This is a genomic window from Kineococcus haloalkalitolerans, assembly GCF_050871905.1.
GTDB lineage: Bacteria > Actinomycetota > Actinomycetes > Actinomycetales > Kineococcaceae > Kineococcus.
The window spans coordinates 33,605-53,147 of record NZ_JBJLSH010000015.1 but is presented as its reverse complement, the minus strand read 5'-3'; the positions used below and the strand labels follow the sequence as shown (position 1 = coordinate 53,147).

Genomic DNA, 19,543 nt, shown 5'->3' with positions numbered 1-19,543 from the left:
AGCGGGGTCAGTCCTGGTCGGGGTCGACCGCCCGGCCGGTGAGCCAGTCCCGGTAGCTCCGGGCGCTGTCGGCGACGACCCGCTGCGCGTCGCGGTCGACGCCAGAACCGGGGAACCCCCCGACGAGCCGGTCGTAGCGCAGGCCGGACAGGGCGGCGAGCAGCCGGTCGAGGTGGCGCTCGGGCATCGGCAGCAGCATCGGGTAGCTGCGCATGAACGAGACCCGGCGGCCGCCCGGGAGCACCATGAGGGTGTCCCCGACGAGGAGGGCGCCGCGGCCGCCGGCGGCCCCCGCGACGTGCAGCACGGCGCTGCCGGCGAAGTGCCCGCCGCAGCGCACCAGCGTGACGCCGGGCGCGAGCTCCTGCCGGTCCTCCCACCAGCGGACCGCGCCGCGGCGCTCGAGGTCGGGGCGCAGCAGCCACCGCCGGTCGCGCCGGGGCAGCTGCACGGGAGCGGGGGAGCCGTCCGGCCGGGGGCAGCGCAGGCTCCACTCGCCGAAGGCGCCGCCGAGGTGGGGGTGGCTGCGCGTCACCGCCAGCAGGCCGCCGAGGTCGCGCACCGCGGTGAGGGCCGCGTCGTCGAGGTAGCCCGGCGGGTCCCACAGCACCGCGCCGGCCGGGGTGCGGACGAGCAGACCGCGGTGCCCGATCCCGAGCCGGGGTTCCACGGTCAGCTCGAGCAGACCGGGCTCCAGCTCGCTCAGCCGGGTGCGGTGCCCCTCGGCGCGCAGCTCCTCCTGCGTGGTCCACGCCTGGCCGCTCGACGGCACGTACTGGCGCTCGTCCTCGCACACCGGGCACACCGCGGGCGGGCGCACCGACGGGGAGCACTGGTTGGCGCAGGTGCGGCAGGTCCGAGCCACCGCGAGGGGTCCTCCGGGCACCCGCCCATGGTGGGGGGGGGCGGGGGGCCGGGCCCCCGGGCGGCCCTCCGGGGGGGGGCCCCGGGGGGGGGGGGGGCCGCGCGGGTCGTCCGGGGGGTGGGGCGGGGGGGGGGGTGGTGGGGGTGGGCGCTGGTGGGGGGGGGGTGGGGGGTTTGGGGGGGGAGGGGGGGGGGGGGGGGGGGGGGGGGGGGGCCCCCCCCCCCCCCCACCGCCATCGCCAGCCTCTCGGTGCGCAGGTCAGCGCTCAGCGCGCGCTCCCCGCGCCCGGGGAGGCGACCCCGCCCGGGACGGCAGCGCTCACAGGGCGTCCGGGCCGTGCTCGCCCGTGCGCACCCGCACGACGTCCTCGACGTGCTGCGTCCACACCTTGCCGTCGCCGATGCGCCCGGTCTGGGCGCTCTTGACGACGACCTCGACGACGTCGGCGATGTCGACGTCCTCCACGAGGACCTCCACCCGCACCTTGGGCACGAGGTCCACGGTGTACTCGGCGCCGCGGTAGACCTCGGTGTGCCCGCGCTGGCGGCCGTAGCCGGAGGCCTCCGAGATGGTCAGGCCCTGGATGCCGTAGGCCTCGAGGGCGGACTTCACGTCGTCGAGCTTGTGCGGCTTGATGACCGCGGTCAGGAGCTTCATGCCGAGACCTCCGAGGTGCCGGTGGAGTGGGCGCCGGGACGGGTGGTGGGGGCGTGCGAGCCGAGGCGGCTCCCGCCGCCGCCGCCGAGGGCGCTGAAGTCGTAGCCGGTCTCGGCGTGCTCGACCTGGTCGATGCCGGCGACCTCGTCCTCCTCGTCCAGGCGGAAGCCCATCGTCTTCTGGATGATCGTGCCGATGATCCAGGCCATCACGAAGGAGAAGACCATGACCGCGACGGCGCCGATCGTCTGGCGCCCGAGCAGGCCGGCGCCGCCGCCCCACAGCAGGCCCGCCTCGCCCGTGGGGGCGGAGGCGCTGCCGACGAGGCCGATGCCGATGGTGCCCCACAGGCCGGCGACGAGGTGGACGCCGACGACGTCCAGGGAGTCGTCGTAGCCGAGCTTGTACTTCAGGCCGACCGCGAGCGCCGCCAGGACGCCGGCCACGGCGCCCAGCAGGATCGCGCCGACCGGGTTGACGGCGTTGGCGGCCGGGGTGATGGCCACGAGGCCGGCCACGGCGCCGGAGGCGGCGCCCAGCGAGGTGGGGTGGCCGTCGCGGAAGCGCTCGGTCAGCAGCCAGCCGAGGATCGCCGCGCCGGTGGCGACGAGGGTGTTGGTCCAGGCGATGGCGGCGACGTTGTCGGCGGCCACGGCCGAGCCGGCGTTGAAGCCGAACCAGCCGAACCACAGCAGGCCCGCGCCGAGCATGACCAGGGGCAGGTTGTGCGGGCGCATCGGCTCGCGGCCGAAGCCCTTGCGCTTGCCGAGGACCAGGGCCAGGGCCAGGGCCGCGGCGCCGGCGTTGATGTGGACCGCGGTGCCGCCGGCGAAGTCGAGGGCCTCGAGCTGGTTGGCGATCCAGCCACCGACGTAGGAGCCGTCGTCGGAGGTGAAGGCGAACACCCAGTGCGCCACCGGGAAGTAGCACAGGGTCGCCCACACACCGGCGAAGACCATCCAGGCGCCGAACTTGGCGCGGTCGGCGATGGCGCCGGAGATGAGGGCGACCGTGATGATCGCGAAGACGGCCTGGAAGCCGACGAACATCATGTTCGGGTAGGTGACCGACGGGTCGTCGCCCATCAGGCCGTTGAGGCCGAAGTACTCGAACGGGTCGCCGAGCAGGCCGCCGCCCACGTCGTTGCCGAAGGCGATCGAGTAGCCGTACAGCACCCACAGGACGGAGATGAGCCCGAGGGCGCCGAAGCTCATCATCATCATGTTCAGGACGCTCTTGGCGCGGACCATGCCGCCGTAGAACATCGCGAGTCCGGGGGTCATCAGCAGCACCATCGAGGCGCTGGTGAGCAGCCAGGCGGTGTCGCCGGAGTTGAGCTCCGCTTCCATGCAACAGGGCCTTCCACGAGGCCGGCGGGGGGCCGGCGGGGGGTGGGGCGCCGCGCGGGGGCGCGGCTCGGGGCGGTCCCCACCGTGGGGCCTGCGCGTTACGGGCGCCGCCCCCTCGTGTTTCGGTCCTGTGACGGCGGCGGCCCCCGTGTGAACATCGTGTTGCCGCCACCGCCCCGTGAGCGGGCCGTCACCGCGCTGTGACCGGTCCGCCCGTCCTCAGGAGATCAGGGCGTCGACGAACGCCTCGGGCTCGAAGGGCGCCAGGTCGTCCGGCCCCTCGCCCAGGCCGACGAGCTTGACGGGCACGCCCAGCGAGCGCTGCACGGCCACGACGATGCCGCCCTTGGCGGTGCCGTCCAGCTTGGTCAGCACGATGCCGGTGACGTCGACGACCTCGGAGAACACCGCGGCCTGGCGCAGCCCGTTCTGCCCCGTCGTGGCGTCCAGGACGAGCAGGACCTCGTCGACGGGGCCGTGCTTCTCCACCACGCGCTTGACCTTGCCCAGCTCGTCCATGAGGCCGGCCTTGTTCTGCAGGCGCCCGGCGGTGTCGACGAGGACGACGTCGGCCTCGGCGTCGATGCCGGTCTTGACGGCCTCGAAGGCCACCGAGGCCGGGTCGGCGCCCTCGCGCTCGGAGCGCACCGTCGGCACGCCGACGCGCTCGCCCCACGTGGCCAGCTGCTCGGCGGCGGCGGCGCGGAAGGTGTCCGCCGCGCCGAGGACGACGTCCTTGTCCTCGGCGACGAGCACGCGGGCGATCTTGCCGACGGTCGTCGTCTTCCCGGTGCCGTTGACGCCGACGACCATGACGACCGCGGGACGGTCGTCGTGGCGGGTCGTGGCCAGGCTCCGGTCGACGTCGGTGCCGACGGCCTTCAGCAGCTCCTCGCGCAGCAGGGCGCGCAGCTGCTCGGGCTCGCGGGTGCCCAGGACGCGCACGCGCTCGCGCAGGCTGTCGACGATCTCGGTGGTGGGGCCGAAGCCGACGTCGGCCAGCAGGAGGGTCTCCTCGACCTCCTCCCAGGTGGCCTCGTCGAGGCTGTCGCGCGACAGCAGCGCCAGCAGGCCCTGGCCGAGGGCGGAGTTGGAGCGCGCCAGGCGCTCGCGCAGCCGCACCAGGCGGCCGGCGGCGGCGGCGGGGCGGTCCAGCTCGCGGGCGGGGGCCGCGGCGGCGGGGTCGTCGCCACCGGCGTCCGGCAGGTCGACGGTGTCCACCGCGCGCGAGGGGGAGTCGCGCGGGACCTCGGCGTCGTCGCCGACGCCGGGCAGCGGCAGCTCGTCGGAGCGGGGGCCCAGGCTGGAGCGGCCGGCCTGCTCGGCCTCGCGCGGGGCCAAGGAGTCGCGGCGGCGGCGGGGCCGGACCAGACCCACGACCGCGCCCACCCCGGCGAGGGCGACGAGCACGACGACGGCGATGACGATCTCGATCGCTTCCACGGGCGCGATCCTCCCAGACCGGTGGGGACGGTGCTCCGCGCCGGCTCAGCGCCGGTCCGCGACCGGCGCGGGCCTCAGTGCTGGTGGGCGGTCTCGCGCTCGTCGGCGCGGCGAGCGCGCTGGGCCTGCAGGCGGGCCGCGGCGTCCTCGACGACGGGACGGGCGATCGTCACCGCCCGGTGCTGCACGCGGGCCCGGGTGGCGTGCACCCGCGGGGAGACCCGCTCCCACCAGGCGTCGTAGCGGGCGATCCAGCGGTTGCCGCTCGCGCGCAGCGGCGGCGCCGCGACGACGAGCAGGACCGCCGCCGCGAGCCCCACGACGAGGACGAACGTCACGATCAAGGTCGTCAGCACCACGCGTCCCACGATGCACCGGCGCCCCGCGCCGCACCACCGGACCCGCCGTGTCGTCACCTCTCCGTGATGGATACCTCACCTGAGAGTCACCGACCGGTCACGCGGGTGATGGCTCCCGCAGGCGCTGGCTGACCACCGTGGACACGCCGTCCCCGCGCATCGTCACGCCGTACAGGGCGTCGGCGACCTGCATCGTGCGCTTCTGGTGCGTGATGACGATGAGCTGGCTCGACCCGCGCAGCTCCTCGAACAGCGTGATCAGCCGGCCCAGGTTCGCGTCGTCCAGCGCGGCCTCGACCTCGTCCAGCACGTAGAACGGGCTGGGGCGCGCGCGGAAGATCGACACCAGCATCGCCACGGCCGTCAGCGAGCGCTCCCCGCCGGACAGCAGCGACAGGCGCTTGACCTTCTTGCCCGCCGGACGCGCCTCCACCTCGATGCCCGTGGTGAGCATGTCGGAGGGGTCGGTGAGCACCAGGCGGCCCTCCCCGCCGGGGAACAGCCGCCCGAAGACCACCTCGAACTGGGCGGCGACGTCCGCGAACGCCTCGGCGAACACCCGCTGCACCCGCTCGTCCACCTCGCGGACGATGGCCAGCAGGTCCTCGCGCGAGCGCTTGAGGTCGTCGGACTGCTGCACGAGGAAGGAGTGGCGCTCCTCCATCGCCGCGTACTCCTCCAGCGCCAGCGGGTTCACCGTGCCCAGCTGGGCCAGCGCCCGCTCGGCCGCGCGGCGCCGCTTCTCCTGCTCGGCGCGCACGTACGGGCGCTCCGCCGGCTCGGCGCCCTCCGGCGGGACCGGGTCACCCGGGGCCGGCGGCGAGGGCGGGACGGGACGGTCGGGGCCGAACTCCTCGACGAGCGCGTCGGGATCGGTGCCCAGCTCCTCCAGCGCCCGCCGGCGCAGCTGGTCGACGGTCCAGCGCTGCTGCGCGCGGGCCACCTCGTCGGCGTGCCGGGAGTCGCCCAGCCGCTGCTGCTCGGCCTGCAGCCCCTCCACGGCGCCGCGGGCACCGCTGACCTCCTGCGCGAAGCGGGCGCGCGCCTCCTCGGCGGCGGTGCGCAGGGCGGCGGCCTCGGCCGCGGAGGCGGCGTGCACGGCCAGCGCCCGCTCGGCGCCCTCGCGCACCCGGGTGGCGACCTCGGCCTGCCGGGCCCGGCGCACCCGGCGGGCCGCCGCCCGCTCCAGCGCCGCGCGCTCCTCGGCGGCCTGGCGCTCCAGGGCGTCCGCGCGCCCGGCCAGCGCCCGCGCCCGCTCCTCCGTCGTGCGCAGCGCCAGCCGGGCCTCGGTCTCCTCCCGGCCCAGCGCGCGGGCCGCCTCGGCCAGGCGGTCGCGCTCGTCGGTGCCGACGTCGCCGTCCTCGTCGGGGGCGGCCGCGGCCAGCTCCGCGCGCTCGGTGAGCTGCTCCAGCTCCGCGCGGTCGGCCGACAGCCGCTCCACCACCGCCGCGCGCGCGGTGCGGGCCCGCTCGGCCTCCGCGGCGGCCGACCGCACGGCCGCGCCCAGCTCGGCCAGCTGCTCGGCCACGGCGTTCATCCGCGCGTCGGACTCGTGCAGGTGCTCCAGCGCCGCGCGCACGCGCTCCTCGCCCGCCGCGCGGGCCCCCTCGGCCGCGCGCACGGCCCCCGCGGCCCGCTCCCCGCGACGTTCGGCCGCGCGCAGCGCGTCCGCGGCCTCGTCCACCGCGGCCTGCACCTGCAGCAGGCTCGGCGCGGACGCGGACCCGCCCGCGGCCCGGTGCGCCGCCAGCAGGTCGCCGGCGCGCGTGACGGCCACCAGGTCCGGGCGGACGGTGAGGACCTCGCGGGCGGCGGCCAGGTCCTCGCACACGACGGCGTCGCCCAGCAGCCGGGCCAGCGGCGCGCCCAGCTCGCCCGGCGCGGTGACCAGCTCGAGCGCGGGGCGGACACCGGCCGGCAGCGGCCCGCGGGCGACCGGCGGCTCCCGCCCGTCGTCGGGGGCGCCGCCCGGGGCGCCCGCCACCAGCAGGTGCGCCCGCCCGGCGTCACCGTCCTTCAGGTGCTCCAGCGCCGCCACCGCGTCGGCCGGCGAGGCGACCGCCACCGCGTCGGCGGCCGCGCCCAGCGCCGCCGCCACGGCCTGCTCCCAGCCCGGCTCGACGCTCAGCAGCGCCGCCACCGAGCCCAGCACCCCGGACAGCCGGTCCCCGGCCGCCAGCAGCGTGCCCGCCCCGTCCCCGCGGGCCAGGCCCAGCTCCAGCGCCTCGTGGCGGGCGCGCCAGCTGGTGCGCTCGTGCTCCGCCTCGCGCTCCTCCTCGCGGGCCGCGCGCAGGGCCTCCTCGGCCTCCGCCAGCGCGGCCGAGGCGCGCTCGTGCTCGGCGTCGAGGTCCTCCTCGCCCTCCTCCACGCCGGCGACCTGCGCCTCCAGCGCCGCGAAGCGCTCGCGGGCCGCGCCGCCGCGCTCCTCCGCCTCGGCCAGCGCCTGCGCCAGGCGCTCGGCCTCCGCCTCGGCGGCCTCCAGGCGCGAGCGCCGCGCCGCCACCTGCCCCTGCAGCCGGGCCAGGCCCTCGCGCCGGTCCGCGGCCGCGCGCAGCGCCGCCGCGACCCGCCGGTCCTCCGCGAGCGCCGCGGCGTCCGCGGCCGCGCGCCGCTCGAGCACCTCGTCCAGCGCGGCGCGGCCGGCGGCCACCCGTCCCGCCAGCTCGGCCTCCTCCGCCCGCACCCGCTCCGCCGAGCGCGCCAGCTCCTGCGGGTCGCGGCGCCCGGCCGCTTCCTCCGGCTCGGCGGCCAGCAGGCGCAGCCGCTCGGCGGCCAGCGCCCGCACCCCGCCCAGGCGCTCGGCCAGCGCCTGCAGCCGGTGGTGCGTCTCCACCGCCCGGGCCAGCTCCGGCGCGGCCGCCGCTGCGCGGGCCTCGGCGGCCGCGAGGCGCTCCGCGGCCTGCGACAGGTCCGCCTCCACCTGCGCCTGGCGCGCCTTCAGCGCCGCCTCGTCGGCCTCGTCGCGCTGCAGCGCGCTCGCGGCCTGCACCAGGTCGTCGGCCAGCAGCCGGCAGCGGGCGTCGCGCAGGTCGGCCTGCACCACCTGCGCGCGCCGCGCGGCCTCGGCCTGCCGGCCCAGCGGCTTCAGCTGGCGGCGCACCTCGACGACCAGGTCGGCCACCCGCGTGAGGTTGGCCTCCATCGCGTCCAGCTTGCGCAGCGCCTTCTCCTTGCGGCGGCGGTGCTTCAGGACGCCGGCGGCCTCCTCGACGAACCCGCGGCGCTCCTCCGGGGAGGCGCGCAGCACCGCGTCGATCTGCCCCTGGCCGACGATGACGTGCATCTCGCGGCCGATGCCGGAGTCGCTCAGCAGCTCCTGCACGTCCAGCAGCCGGCACGGGGCGCCGTTGATGGCGTACTCCGAGCCGCCCGTGCGGAACATCGTGCGGGTGACCGTCACCTCGGCGTACTCGATGGGCAGCGCGCCGTCGGAGTTGTCGATCGTGAGGCTGACCTCGGCGCGGCCCAGCGCCGCGCGGCCCGACGCGCCGGTCGTGCCGGCGAAGATGACGTCCTCCATCTTGCCGCCGCGCAGCGTCTTGGCGCTGTGCTCGCCCATCACCCACGCCAGGGCGTCGACCACGTTGGACTTGCCGGAGCCGTTGGGGCCGACGACGCACGTGATCCCCGGCTCCAGGCGCAGCGTCGTCGCCGAGGCGAACGACTTGAACCCCTTGAGGGTGAGGGTCTTCAGGTGCACGGTCGTCGAGCCTAACCACGCCCGGCGCCCGCACCGGCGCGCCGCGCGGGCCGCGGGACGGGCGGCGCACGGCGGTCCGCGGCGCGCGCCGGACGGGCGATCACCCCCCGTCCCGTGGTACGACGGTCGTGGCTCCAGGACACCGTCGTCCGAGGCCGACGACCGTCCGGAGACGGGCGGACCGAGGACGACCGCTCCCGAGCCGAGAGGACACCCGTGTCGACCCCCACGGTCGCGTCGCTGCGCGCGCGACTGCCCCGCCCCCGCCCCGTCCCCCTCGCCCCCCTGACGGCCCCCGGCGCGAGCGCCCCCGGCCCGGCCGCCGAGCGGACCGTGCCGCTGCGCGTCCTGCTCGTCGTCGCGCTGCTGTGCTCGATCGGCCCGCTGTCCATCGACATGTACCTGCCGGCGTTCCCGGCGATCAGCGGGGACCTGTCCACCTCGGCGACGGCGGTGCAGCTGACGCTGACCACGTTCATGGCCGGCATGGCGCTGGGGCAGCTGGTGCTCGGCCCGCTGTCGGACCGCCTCGGCCGGCGCCGCCTGCTCCTGCTGGGGGCCGCGACGTGCTTCGCCGCCGGGGTCGTGTGCGTCCTGACCCCCTCCATCGCCGTGATGGTCGTGGCCCGCTTCGTGCAGGGCTTCTCCGGCGCGGCCGGGCTGGTCATCGGCCGCGCCGTCGTCGCGGACGTCTCCTCCGGCCGGGCCGCGGCCCGCGCCTTCTCCACCCTGGCCGTCATCCAGGGCGTCGCCCCCGTCGTCGCCCCGATCCTCGGCGGCGTGCTGGCCGGCCCGGTCGGCTGGCGCGGCATCTTCGGCGTCATCGCGGCCGCGTCCCTCGTCATGACGCTCGCGGTGCTGCTCCTGCTGCCCGAGACGCTGCCCGCCGAGCGCCGGCACAGCGGCGGCGCGGCGCAGGTGGCGGCGACCGCCCGGCGGGTCCTGTCGCGGCGGCGCTACGTCGGGTACGTGCTGACCGTCACCTCCGCCTTCGCGGGGATCTTCGCCTACGTCTCGGCCGCGCCGTTCGTGTTCACCAACGTCCTCGGCCTGAGCACCGGCTGGTTCTCCGTCGCCTTCGCCGCCAACGCCCTCGGCATCGTCGCCGGCAGCTCCAGCTCGGCGCTGCTGCTGCGCCGGCTGGACCCGCGCACCGTCCTGACCGCGGGGGTGTCGCTGCAGATCACGTGCGCGGTCGCGATGGGCGCGGCCGTCTTCCTGCTCGGCTCCCCGACCGCCCTGGTGCTGCCGCTGCTGTGGCTGACGATGTACGCGGCGGGCCTGACGTTCGGCAACGCCACCGCGCTCGCCATCGAGCAGGTCCGCTTCGCGGCCGGCACCGGCTCGGCCGTGCAGGGCGCCCTGCAGTTCGGCTTCGCGGCGCTCGTGTCGCCCCTGGTCGGGCTGGCCGGGGAGGCCTCCGCCGTGCCGATGGCCGTGGTCATGCTCGGCGCCGCCGCGGTCTCGGCGACCGCGCTGTTCGCCGTCGCCCGCCCGTGGTCGCGGCGGGTGCCCGGCCCCGCCGCCGCCTGAGCGCGGCGCGCGCCGTCCCGGGGCGGGTCAGCGGGTCTCGAACCCGCCGACCCCGCGAGCGGCGCCGCGGTGCTCCACGACCGCGGTGACGCGCCCGGGGCGCCGGTGCGCCGACGGCTCCGCGCGCAGCCGGGACAGCAGCTCGGCCAGCGCGGACGGCGGACCCTCTGCCACGACCTCCACGCGCCCGTCGGTCTTGTTCGCCGCGCTGCCGGCCAGGCCCAGCTCCAGCGCCTGCGAGCGCACCCACCAGCGGAAGCCCACGCCCTGCACGGTCCCGGAGACGAAGGCCGTCACGCGCTCGGCCCCGTCGCCGCCCGCGGACTGGCCCTGAGCCCCGCTCACGCGGTCCTCGCCCGGACGCCGGCGGTGCGCGGACGCGGCTGGCAGCCCGGGCAGGTGAAGGACGAGCGGTTCATGAAGGTGTCGCGGCGCACCGGCGAACCGCACCGCGGGCACGGGCGGCCCGCCTGCCCGTAGACGGCCAGGGAGCGGTCGAAGTAGCCGCTGGCGCCGTTGACGTTGACGTACAGGGAGTCGAAGCTCGTCCCGCCCGCCGCCAGGGCGGCGCTCATCACCTCCCGCAGCCCGGCCAGCAGCAGGTCCACCTGAGCGCGGCGCAGGGTGCGGGTGGGCCGGGCGCCGTGCAGGCGGGCCCGCCACAGCGCCTCGTCGGCGTAGATGTTGCCCACGCCCGACAGGAGCGTCTGGTCCAGCAGGGCCCGCTTGACCTCGGTGGTGCGCGCGCGCAGGCGCCGGGCCAGGTCGGCGTCGTCGAAGGCCGGGTCCAGCGGGTCGCGGGCGATGTGCGTCACCGGCTGCGGCACCAGCGCCGCCCACGGCGACCCGGGGTGCTCGCAGCGGCCCGCCGGCGCACCCGGCACGGCGGACGGGTCCTCGGCCAGCGGCACCACGGCGACGCCGCCGAAGGTGCGCTGGTCCACGAAGCGCAGCTCGGGGCCGCCGTCGGTGAAGCGCCAGCGGGCCCGCAGGTGCTTCTCCTCGGGGGCGTCCTCGGCCTCCACGAGCAGCTGCCCGCTCATGCCCAGGTGCACGACGAGGGCCTCCCCCGTCGGCTCGGCCGTCCCGCTGCCCACCGGCTCCCCCGGCCCGGCCAGCGGCAGCCACAGGTACTTGCCGCGCCGCACGGCGTCGGCGAGCACGGTGCCCTCCAGGCGGGCGGCCGCGTCGGCGGGCCCGGCGGTGTGGCGGCGCACCACCCGCTCGCCCCGGAACTCCACGGAGCGCACCTGGCGGCCGGCGACCCAGCGGGCCACGCCGCGGCGCACGACCTCGACCTCGGGCAGCTCGGGCACGGCGCGTCCTCCGGGCGCCTCAGCGCTCGGCGCGCTCGGAGGACCCCGAGCGCACGGAGCGCGCGGCCTCGGCCTCGCGCAGGCTGCTCACCGCGGCGGCGGCGGCCTGCTGCTCGGCCTCCTTCTTGCTGCGCCCGGCGCCCTCGCCCAGCGGGGTGCCGGCGACGACGGCCTCGGCGCGGAAGCTCTTGGCGTGGTCCGGCCCGGAGTCGGTGACCACGTACGAGGGGGCACCCAGGCCCGAGGACGCGGTCAGCTCCTGCAGGGCCGTCTTCCAGTCGGTGCCGGCCGCGCCCAGCCGCTCGGAGGCCTCCACGAGCGGGGTCACCAGCCGCAGCACGAACGCGCGCGCGGTGTCCAGGCCCAGCGACAGGTACGCGGCGCCGATGACCGCCTCGAGCGTGTCGGCCAGGATCGAGGACTTGTCGCGACCGCCGGTGGTCTCCTCGCCCTTGCCCAGCCGGACCGACTCGCCCAGCCGCAGGCCGCGGGCCACGTCGGCCAGGGCGCGCATGTTCACCACGGACGCCCGCAGCTTCGCCAGGCGCCCCTCGGGCACGTCGGGGAAGCGGCGGTACAGCTCGTCGGTGACGACGAGGCCCAGCACGGCGTCGCCGAGGAACTCCAGCCGCTCGTTCGTCGGCAGCCCTCCGTGCTCGTACGCGTACGAGCGGTGGGTGAAGGCCTGCACGAGCAGCTGGCGGTCGATCGACACGCCGAGGTCGGCCTCCAGCCGGTCGGCGTCCACGTGGTTGCGCACGCCGGCCGGCCGGGAGCCGACCACCTCCTCCGAGCTCAGCTCAGAGGTCCTTGACCTTGCGGCCCTTGTACTCCAGGTACAGCGGGGTGCCGGCCGAGTCGGTCACGACCCGGGCCTGGTGCGGGCGCGCGTAGACGGCCTGGCCGCGCTGGGTGCTGCGGACCAGCGTCTCCTCCGACGCCTTCCACTGCGCGCGGCGCGACCGGGTGTTGCTGCGGGACATCTTCCGCTTCGGGACGGCCACGATCAGCTCTTCTCTCTCGATCCGGACGGGTTCTCGTCGGGCTGCTGCGCGAGCAGGCCCTCCAGGGCGGACCAGCGCGGGTCCGCCGGTCGGTCGGGGGACGGGGTCTGCTCGGAGACCCCGATCTCCCAGTCCTGCTGGCACACGCCGCCGCACTCGGGCTGGAACGGCAGCTCCAGCACGACGGCGTCGCGCACGGCGGGTTCGATGTCGACGAGCTCGCCGGCGGCGACCTCGCGGACCTCGTCCTCGTCGTCGGCGACCTCCGCGGGCGTGCGCCCGGGGTAGGCGAACAGCTCCTGCACCTCGACGGTGACCTCCTCGGTCACCTCGGTGAGACAGCGCACGCACTCGCCCACCGCGGTCGCGCGCACCGTCCCCGAGACCAGCACCCCCTCCATCACGGCCTCCAGGCGGAGGTCGAGGTCGAGGTCGCTGCCCTCCGGCACGCCGATGACGGCGATGCCGAGGTCGGCGGGCGCGGGCACGGTGGCGGTGTACGTGCGCATCGACCCGGGGCGCCGCCCCAGCTCGTGCGTGGACAGCACCAGCGGCGCGGACGGGTCGAGCCGACCCTCCTGCACCTTGCTCACGGGACCGTCCTCCAGACGACGACTGCGGGTGGTGCGCGGGACGCACCAGTCGGCCCCGCCGCGCGCGGTGAGCACCACGGGCGTCGAGGCCGCGGTCAAGGGTAGCCGAGCAGGTGCCCGCTCACCCAATCGCGCCGCGATCGCCGTCGTGGGCGCCGCCGGCGCTCAGCGGGCGGGGCTCGCGCCCCCGGGCCGCGGGGCCGCCGAGGCGCCCCCCTCCGCGGCGGCCGCCGGCGCCGCGTCCGGCCCCGCCGCGCCGTCGGCCGCCCCGGTCGCGCCCTGACCGGCGGGGTCCTCGCCGGGGGTGCGCACCTTCAGCCGCTCGCGGCCGCGGCGGGCCTGCTGCTGCAGGCGCTCCAGCTCCTCCTCGAAGTCGCCCAGCTTGCCGTCGCACCAGGCGTCGGCGTCCACGCGCAGCCGGTGGGCCTCCTCGCGGGCCGTGGTGACGATGTGCTCGGCGCGCTCGCGGGCGGCGCGGGTGACGGCCTGGGAGTCGGTGAGCTCCTCGGCGCGGGCGCGCGCCTCGGCCAGCACGTGGTCGGCCTGCTCGCGGGCCGCCTCCAGCACCTCGTCGCGCTGCGCCAGCACGTCGCCGGCCTGCTGGACCTCCGCCGGCAGCAGCCGGCGCACCTCGGCGACCAGCCGCAGCACCTGCTCGCGGTCGACGACGACCGACGAGGACAGCGGGACCGCCCGGGCCCCCGACACGAGCGCGGCGAGCTCGCCGAGCTTCTCGTGCACCTCCACGACTACCTGCTTCCTCACGGACGACCGGGACCGGGCCATCCTGCCGTGCCGCCGCCCGCGCCGGGGCCCCGCCCACACCCGGAGGGGCGCTCAGCCGCCCTCGCCGCCCAGTCGCCGCAGCAGCGGCCCGTGCACCGCGGCCGGGACGAGGTCGCGCACGTCGCCGCCGTGGCGGGCGACCTCCTTGACCAGGCTGGAGGACACGTGCTCGAAGCGCGGGTCGCCGACGACGAACACCGTCTCCACGTCGGCCAGGTGCCGGTTCATCAGCGCCATCGGCAGCTCGTAGGCGTAGTCCGTGCCCCCGCGCAGGCCCTTGACCACGACGTCCGCGCCGACGCGGCGGCAGTGCTCGACGAGCAGGCCGCCGGCGAACTCCTCCACCCGCACCCGCGCCGCGCGCGGGTCGCCGGAGCCCGCGAGCGCCTCGCGCACCAGCGCCACGCGCTCGGGTCCGTCGAACAGGCCGCGCTTGGCGGGGTTGGTGGCCACCCCGACGACGACCTCGTCGAACATCGCGGCGGCGCGCAGCACCACGTCGACGTGCCCGACGGTGACCGGGTCGAAGCTGCCGGGGCACACGCAGCGGCGGGCGGTGGGGGCGTCCACGCGCGGACCCTAGCCGTCCGTCCGCCCGTCGCCGTCCTCTCCCCCGCCGCCGTCGCGGTCGTCGTCCGCGTCGTCGGCGCGGTGGGCCGTCCACACCGCGGTCTCGCCGTAGCGGCGCTCGCGGCCCGGCTCCAGCGCGTCCGGCCAGCGCGGGCGCGGGGACCGGGTGCTGCGCTCGACCACGACGGTGGCGCCGGGCGCCAGCAGGGGCGCGAGCGCGCCCAGGACGGCGGCCAGCTCGTCCTCGCCCAGGGGGTAGGGCGGGTCCAGGAGGGCCAGGTCGTACCGCTCCCCCGCCGCCGCCGCGGCGCCCAGGTGGCGCTCGACGCGGTCGGCGACGACCCGCACCCCCGGCAGGGCCAGCGCCGCGGCGTTGGCGCGGGCCACCTGCGCGGCCCGGCGGTCGGCCTCGACGAGCACGACGCGCTCGGCGCCGCGGCTGGCGGCCTCCAGGCCCAGCGCGCCCGAGCCGGCGTACAGGTCGAGCACGCGCGCGCCGCGGACGGCACCGGCGGCCTCCAGCGCGGAGAACAGCGCCTCGCGCACCCGGTCGCTGGTGGGCCGGGTGGTCTGCCCCGGTGGCACCTTCAGCCGCCGCCCGCCGGCCGCGCCGGCGACGATGCGGGTCACGAGGCGGCCCCGGCGCGCGGCTCGCGGGCCCGGGCGCGCGCCGCGGCGTAGCCCCAGCCGATCGCCACCGCGGCCAGCGTCGCCAGCACCTGGCCCTCCACGACCAGGCCGACGGCGCCGCCGGCCAGCAGCGCGAGCAGCAGCGGCAGGGTCGCCAGGACCGCCAGGTCCGGGCCGGTGGAGACCGCCGCCACGGCGGCGGTGGGCACGGCGCCCATCGCCGTGACGACCTGCGGGCGCGACAGGTCGGGGTCCGGGCGCAGCGCCCCGCGCAGGGCCGCAGCCGCCCAGCCGGGCCCGGCCAGCGCCCCCAGCAGCGCCCACGCCCACCAGGCGGTGGGGCCGCTCGCGGTGACCAGGCCCGACGTCGTCGCGGCCAGCGGCACGGCCAGCGCGCCCCACAGCGCGCACAGCACGGCGACCGGCAGCAGCCGCACGAGGAGGACGGCGCGGGCGTCCACCGGCAGGGCGCGCACCGCCGCGGGCACCAGGACCGCGCTGCGGGCCGGTTCGGACAGGGTGGTGGCGGCCGCGTACCCGGCCGCCCACAGCAGCAGCGCCACCACGCCCGGGTGGGCGGCGGTGGCCGCCGCCACGACGAGCGGGACGAGCGCCAGCGCGGCGGCCGTGGCCGGTCGGCGCGGCTGCCGGCGCAGCAGGAGCAGGTCGGCGGCCAGCACCGCCCCCAGCGGCCCCCGCACGCGCGGCGCGCGCCGGCCGACCGGTCGGGCGGAGCGCACGCGGGAGGGGCCGTCGGCGGCCAGCGCCCGCCCCACCTCGCGCAGGTCCAGCTGCAGCACGGAGGCGGTCAGCCTCGTCAGGCGGGCCGAGCCCCGGCGCAGGGCCGCGGCCGGGGTCCGGGCCGCGTCGCGGTGCGCGCGGCGCCCGGGACCGGCCAGGGCCACCAGCGCGGCCAGGGCCGCAGCGGCCGCCGGGACGGCCAGCGCGCCGGGCGGCACGGACGCCACCGGCACCGCGGCCGCCGCGGAGACGGCCAGGAGCACGACGAGGGCCGCGGCGGCGGCGTCCAGGGCGGCCGCGCGCCGCAGCAGCCGCGGCGTGGACGCGCGCGCCGGGTGCCGCACCAGCACCGGCAGCAGCAGCGCGAGGCCGCCGGTGGCCAGCGCGGCGCCCAGCACAGCCGCCCCCGCCACGGCGGCGACGACCGCCCCCGCGCCGGCCGTCCCGGTGGCTCCCAGCGCCACCGAGGCCGCCCACGCGCACGTCAGCGCCCCGGCGGCGGCCAGCGCGGCCGCGCGCCGGCGCACGACGGGCCGCAGCAGCGCCTCCCGCGCCACCGGCAGCGGCGTCCACCACGTCGTCGGGGCGGCGGGCAGGCTGACCGGACCCAGCCGGCACAGCGCGGCCAGCAGCATCAGGACGGCGGCGACGGCCAGCCCGGCGGCGGCCGCCACGGCCGAGGTGCTGGTGACCGGGCCGGGTCCGGCGGCCGGCTCGGCCAGCCCCCGCTGCAGCGCCTGCCGCAGCGAGGAGCTGGCCCCCAGCAGCAGGAGCGTGGCGATGCCGACCTCGAGCACCGTCGTGTAGGTGTCGGTGAGGGCGGTGCGCAGCCCGCGCAGGGCGCGCGCGGGGCTGGCGTCGCGGACCAGGTCCCGGCGCGTGGGCAGCGCCGCGCCCGCGGCGGGGCCGGGCAGGACGGCCACGGGGTCGGTGCGGGCGCTCACGCGACGGGGTCCGAGACCACGCGGGCGGCCTCCTCGGCGTCCACGACCCGGCAGCCGGTCGCGGCGTCCCCGGCGTCCCCGGCGTCCCCGGAGTCGTCGACGACGACCGCGCGGTCGGCCAGGCCGCGCAGCAGGACGGTGTCGTGGGTGGCCACGAGCAGCGCGGTGCCGGCGTCGCGCTCGGCGCGCAGCCGCTCCAGCAGCGCGACGCGGCCCGGCGGGTCCAGGCGCTGCTCGGGCTCGTCGAGCAGCAGCAGCGCGCGCGGGCGCACGAGCGCCGCGGCCAGCAGCAGGCGGCGCTTCTGCCCGCTGGACAGCGACACGGGCAGCTGGTCCGCGGCCCCCTCCAGCCGCTGCGCGGCCAGCTCGGCGTCCACGACGGCGGCGACGTCGCGCACGCCGTGGCCGCGGGCGACGAGCTCCAGGTGCTCGGCCACCGACAGCTCGGCGAACCAGGCGTCCTCGTCGAAGACGCAGGCCACCCGGCGGCGGAAGGACGCCGAGCGCTCGTCGACGGGCTGCCCGTCCAGCAGGACCTGACCGGCCAGCGGCTCCAGCAGGCCGGCGACCGCGCGCAGGACGGTGGACTTGCCGGCGCCGTTGGCGCCGACCAGGCACACCGCCTCCCCCGCGGCCACGTCCACGGTGACGGGGGCGCACACCGGCTCGGCGCTCCAGCCGACGGACAGCTCCCGCAGGCTCAGCAGCGGCTCGGACCGCGGCCCGGACGTGCGGGGGGCGCGCGCCGCCCGGGGGGTCCACCCCGCCCCAAGAACAGCTCGGTGTCTCCGGAGACTCGCTCGGCGACCGCGGCGGCCAGCGCCCGGTGCCCCGTCAGCGCCGGGTCGCGCGTGACGAGCTCGGTGGCGTCGCGGCGGGCCTCGGCGATGACGTCGGCGTCGCGCAGCACGCTCAGCAGCTGCAGGGAGGTGCGCCGCCCGGACTGCGCGGCGCCCAGCACGTCGCCCTCGCGGCGCTGCTCCAGGTCGACCTGGGCCAGCGCGAACCCGTCGGTGGTGGCCGCCAGCGCCTTCAGCCGCTTGCCGGCCGCGGAGCCCTCCTCCACCCCGGTCAGCAGCAGGCAGGTGCCGGGCAGCCCGCCGCGGCCGATGCGCCCGCGCAGCTGGTGCAGCTGGGAGATGCCGAACCGGTCGGCGTCGACGACGACCATGACCGAGGCCGTGGGCACGTCGACGCCGACCTCGACGACGGTGGTGGCGACGACGACGTCCACCTCGCCCGCGGCGAAGCGGCGCATGACGTCCTCCTTCTCCGCGGCGGGCAGGCGCCCGTGCAGCACCTCGGTGCGCAGCCCGCTGGTCGCGGGGTGCTCGCGCACGGTGCGCACCACGTCCAGGACGGCCGCGGCGGGGCGCTGGGCTCCCCCGGCGGGCGGCTCCTCCTCCGGCGGCTCCTCGTCCCACAGCGCGTCGGCACCGGGCTCCAGGTCCGCGGCCGCGGGGACGCTCGCGGGGGCGCTCGCGGCGGCGTCGGGACCGTCGGTGGGCTCCTCGCCGATGCGCGGGCACACCACGTACGTCTGCCGGCCCCGCGCGGCCTCCTCCGCGACCCGCTCCCACACCCGGTCCACCCAGGAGGTGCGCTGCAGCGGCACCACGGTGGTGGTCACGGGCGCGCGCCCGGGCGGCAGCTCGTCCAGGACGGAGGTCTCCAGGTCCCCGAAGACGGTCATCGCCACGGTGCGCGGGATGGGGGTGGCGGTCATGACGAGCAGGTGGGCGGTGCGCCCGCCGCGCCGGCGCAGCGCGTCGCGCTGCTCGACGCCGAAGCGGTGCTGCTCGTCGACGACGACCAGGCCCAGGTCGGCGAACTGCACGTGCTCCTGCAGCAGGGCGTGCGTGCCCACGACGATGCCCGCCTCGCCGCTGGCGGCGGCCAGCAGCGCCTCGCGCCGGGCCGCGGCCCCCAGGGAGCCGGTCAGCAGCACGACGCGGGTGCCGCGCTCGTCGCCGCCGAGCAGCCCGCCGCGGGCCAGGTCGCCCAGGGCGGCGGTCAGCGAGCGCAGGTGCTGGGCGGCCAGCACCTCGGTGGGGGCCAGCAGCGCGGCCTGGCCGCCCGAGTCGACCACCCGCAGCATCGCCCGCAGCGCCACGAGGGTCTTGCCGGCGCCGACGTCGCCCTGCAGCAGGCGCTGCATGGGGTGGTCGCGGGCCAGGTCGGCGGCGACCTCCTCGCCCACGCGCGCCTGCGCGGCCGTCAGCGGGTACGGCAGCCGCTCGTCGAAGGCGTCCAGCACCCCGCCGGCGCGGCCGGGGCGGGCCACGGCGCGCTCGGCGGCCGCCTCGTGGCGCCGCTGCGCCAGGGCGGTCTGCAGGACGAACGCCTCCTCGTACCGCAGCCGCTGCTGCCCGGCCGCCAGGTGCTCGCGGGTGTCGGGGGCGTGCACGGCCCGCAGCGCGGCCAGCGGGCCCAGCAGGCCGTGGCGGGCCACCAGCTCGGCCGGCAGGACGTCCGGGATCCCGTCGGCGCGCTCGTCGAGGGGGTCCAGGACGGCGCGCACGGCCTTCTCGACCTTCCAGCTGGCCGCCTTGCCGGTGGCCGCGTACAGCGGCACGGGACGGTCGACGACGACCCCGGCGTCGTCGACCCCGTCGGGCAGCGCCTGGTAGTCCGGGCGGGCCAGCTGCAGGGAGTGGCGGAAGCGCTCGACCTTGCCGGAGACGACGACGGTGCGCCCGGGCACGAGCTCGCGGCGGTGGTGGGCGAACTGGTTGACGTGGCGGGCGAAGAACGTCAGGCCGATCGGGGTGCGCCCGTCGGTGAGGGTGACCTGCAGCAGCGCACCGGCCCGCGCGCGCATGGGCCGCGGGGCGGCGACCTCCTGCACGCGCGCGACGACGGTGACCTGCTCGCCGGCCTCCAGGTCCCCGACGGGGGTGACCTGGCCGCGCTCGACGTAGCGGCGGGGCAGGTGCCACAGCAGGTCGCGCACGGTCGCCAGGCCCAGCTCCTCGGCCAGCAGCGCGGCCGTGCGCGCGCCCAGGCGGCTGGACAGCGGTGCGTCCAGCTCGTCCACGCGGGCAGGCTACTGC

18 protein-coding genes are annotated in these 19,543 nt (G+C 78.1%); 1 reads left to right on the top strand and 17 read right to left on the bottom strand.

The features are described from left to right. Positions 1 to 7: 7 nt before the first annotated feature. The 6 genes from ACRYMY_RS08100 to smc form a co-directional block, all read right to left on the bottom strand. Complete coding sequence (locus ACRYMY_RS08100) at positions 8 to 865, bottom strand: MBL fold metallo-hydrolase (RefSeq protein ID WP_432546750.1); 858 nt, start codon at positions 863 to 865, stop codon at positions 8 to 10. A gap of 318 nt (positions 866 to 1,183) precedes the next feature. Then, the gene (locus ACRYMY_RS08095) at positions 1,184 to 1,522 is read right to left on the bottom strand and encodes a P-II family nitrogen regulator (RefSeq protein WP_369054004.1); all 339 of its coding nucleotides are present in this window, start codon (positions 1,520 to 1,522) and stop codon (positions 1,184 to 1,186) included. Continuing rightward, entirely contained in the window at positions 1,519 to 2,871 is a 1,353-nt protein-coding gene (locus ACRYMY_RS08090) for an ammonium transporter (RefSeq protein WP_432546749.1), read from the bottom strand. The genes ACRYMY_RS08095 and ACRYMY_RS08090 overlap by 4 nt, the downstream gene beginning before the upstream one ends. A 219-nt stretch (positions 2,872 to 3,090) precedes the next feature. After that, the gene (gene ftsY / locus ACRYMY_RS08085; protein ID WP_432546775.1) at positions 3,091 to 4,305 is read right to left on the bottom strand and encodes a signal recognition particle-docking protein FtsY; all 1,215 of its coding nucleotides are present in this window, start codon (positions 4,303 to 4,305) and stop codon (positions 3,091 to 3,093) included. Positions 4,306 to 4,388: 83 nt separating this feature from the next. Continuing rightward, positions 4,389 to 4,673 (bottom strand): hypothetical protein, encoded by a 285-nt coding sequence (locus tag ACRYMY_RS08080; RefSeq protein WP_432546748.1) that lies wholly within the window; start codon positions 4,671 to 4,673, stop codon positions 4,389 to 4,391. A gap of 97 nt (positions 4,674 to 4,770) precedes the next feature. Beyond that, positions 4,771 to 8,373, bottom strand: coding sequence for a chromosome segregation protein SMC (gene smc / locus ACRYMY_RS08075; protein ID WP_432546747.1), 3,603 nt, complete (start codon positions 8,371 to 8,373; stop codon positions 4,771 to 4,773). Between the two features lie 216 nt (positions 8,374 to 8,589). On the opposite strand from smc, the gene ACRYMY_RS08070 reads away from it, so the two are divergent. Beyond that, the gene (locus ACRYMY_RS08070; RefSeq protein WP_432546746.1) at positions 8,590 to 9,906 is read left to right on the top strand and encodes a multidrug effflux MFS transporter; all 1,317 of its coding nucleotides are present in this window, start codon (positions 8,590 to 8,592) and stop codon (positions 9,904 to 9,906) included. Between the two features lie 27 nt (positions 9,907 to 9,933). On the opposite strand, the gene ACRYMY_RS08065 is transcribed toward ACRYMY_RS08070, so the two are convergent. From ACRYMY_RS08065 to ACRYMY_RS08015, 11 genes are all read right to left on the bottom strand, one after another. After that, the gene (locus ACRYMY_RS08065; protein WP_432546745.1) at positions 9,934 to 10,251 is read right to left on the bottom strand and encodes an acylphosphatase; all 318 of its coding nucleotides are present in this window, start codon (positions 10,249 to 10,251) and stop codon (positions 9,934 to 9,936) included. Next, the gene (gene mutM / locus ACRYMY_RS08060) at positions 10,248 to 11,222 is read right to left on the bottom strand and encodes a bifunctional DNA-formamidopyrimidine glycosylase/DNA-(apurinic or apyrimidinic site) lyase (protein WP_432546744.1); all 975 of its coding nucleotides are present in this window, start codon (positions 11,220 to 11,222) and stop codon (positions 10,248 to 10,250) included. The genes ACRYMY_RS08065 and mutM overlap by 4 nt, the downstream gene beginning before the upstream one ends. Positions 11,223 to 11,241: 19 nt before the next feature. Further along, the gene (rnc, locus tag ACRYMY_RS08055) at positions 11,242 to 12,006 is read right to left on the bottom strand and encodes a ribonuclease III (RefSeq protein WP_432546743.1); all 765 of its coding nucleotides are present in this window, start codon (positions 12,004 to 12,006) and stop codon (positions 11,242 to 11,244) included. A 16-nt stretch (positions 12,007 to 12,022) separates the two neighbouring features. After that, entirely contained in the window at positions 12,023 to 12,226 is a 204-nt protein-coding gene (gene rpmF, locus ACRYMY_RS08050; protein ID WP_369053995.1) for a 50S ribosomal protein L32, read from the bottom strand. Between the two features lie 2 nt (positions 12,227 to 12,228). Beyond that, on the bottom strand, positions 12,229 to 12,810 hold the full coding sequence (locus ACRYMY_RS08045) for a YceD family protein (RefSeq protein WP_432546774.1): 582 nt from the start codon (positions 12,808 to 12,810) through the stop codon (positions 12,229 to 12,231). Positions 12,811 to 12,984: 174 nt separating this feature from the next. Next, a complete protein-coding gene (locus ACRYMY_RS08040) occupies positions 12,985 to 13,584 on the bottom strand; it encodes an ATP synthase subunit B family protein (RefSeq protein ID WP_432546742.1) in 600 nt (199 codons plus the stop codon). Between the two features lie 72 nt (positions 13,585 to 13,656). Continuing rightward, the gene (gene coaD, locus ACRYMY_RS08035) at positions 13,657 to 14,175 is read right to left on the bottom strand and encodes a pantetheine-phosphate adenylyltransferase (RefSeq protein ID WP_432546741.1); all 519 of its coding nucleotides are present in this window, start codon (positions 14,173 to 14,175) and stop codon (positions 13,657 to 13,659) included. A 9-nt stretch (positions 14,176 to 14,184) separates the two neighbouring features. Beyond that, on the bottom strand, positions 14,185 to 14,805 hold the full coding sequence (rsmD, locus tag ACRYMY_RS08030) for a 16S rRNA (guanine(966)-N(2))-methyltransferase RsmD (RefSeq protein ID WP_432546740.1): 621 nt from the start codon (positions 14,803 to 14,805) through the stop codon (positions 14,185 to 14,187). Continuing rightward, on the bottom strand, positions 14,802 to 16,490 hold the full coding sequence (locus ACRYMY_RS08025) for a DUF6297 family protein (protein ID WP_432546739.1): 1,689 nt from the start codon (positions 16,488 to 16,490) through the stop codon (positions 14,802 to 14,804). Before ACRYMY_RS08025 ends, rsmD begins: the two co-directional genes overlap by 4 nt. Continuing rightward, positions 16,487 to 17,152: an ABC transporter ATP-binding protein gene (locus ACRYMY_RS08020; RefSeq protein ID WP_432546738.1), complete on the bottom strand. Its 666-nt coding sequence runs from the start codon at positions 17,150 to 17,152 to the stop codon at positions 16,487 to 16,489. The genes ACRYMY_RS08025 and ACRYMY_RS08020 overlap by 4 nt, the downstream gene beginning before the upstream one ends. Positions 17,153 to 17,190: 38 nt before the next feature. Beyond that, entirely contained in the window at positions 17,191 to 19,527 is a 2,337-nt protein-coding gene (locus ACRYMY_RS08015; protein WP_432546737.1) for an ATP-dependent DNA helicase RecG, read from the bottom strand. Between the last annotated feature and the right edge of the window lie 16 nt (positions 19,528 to 19,543).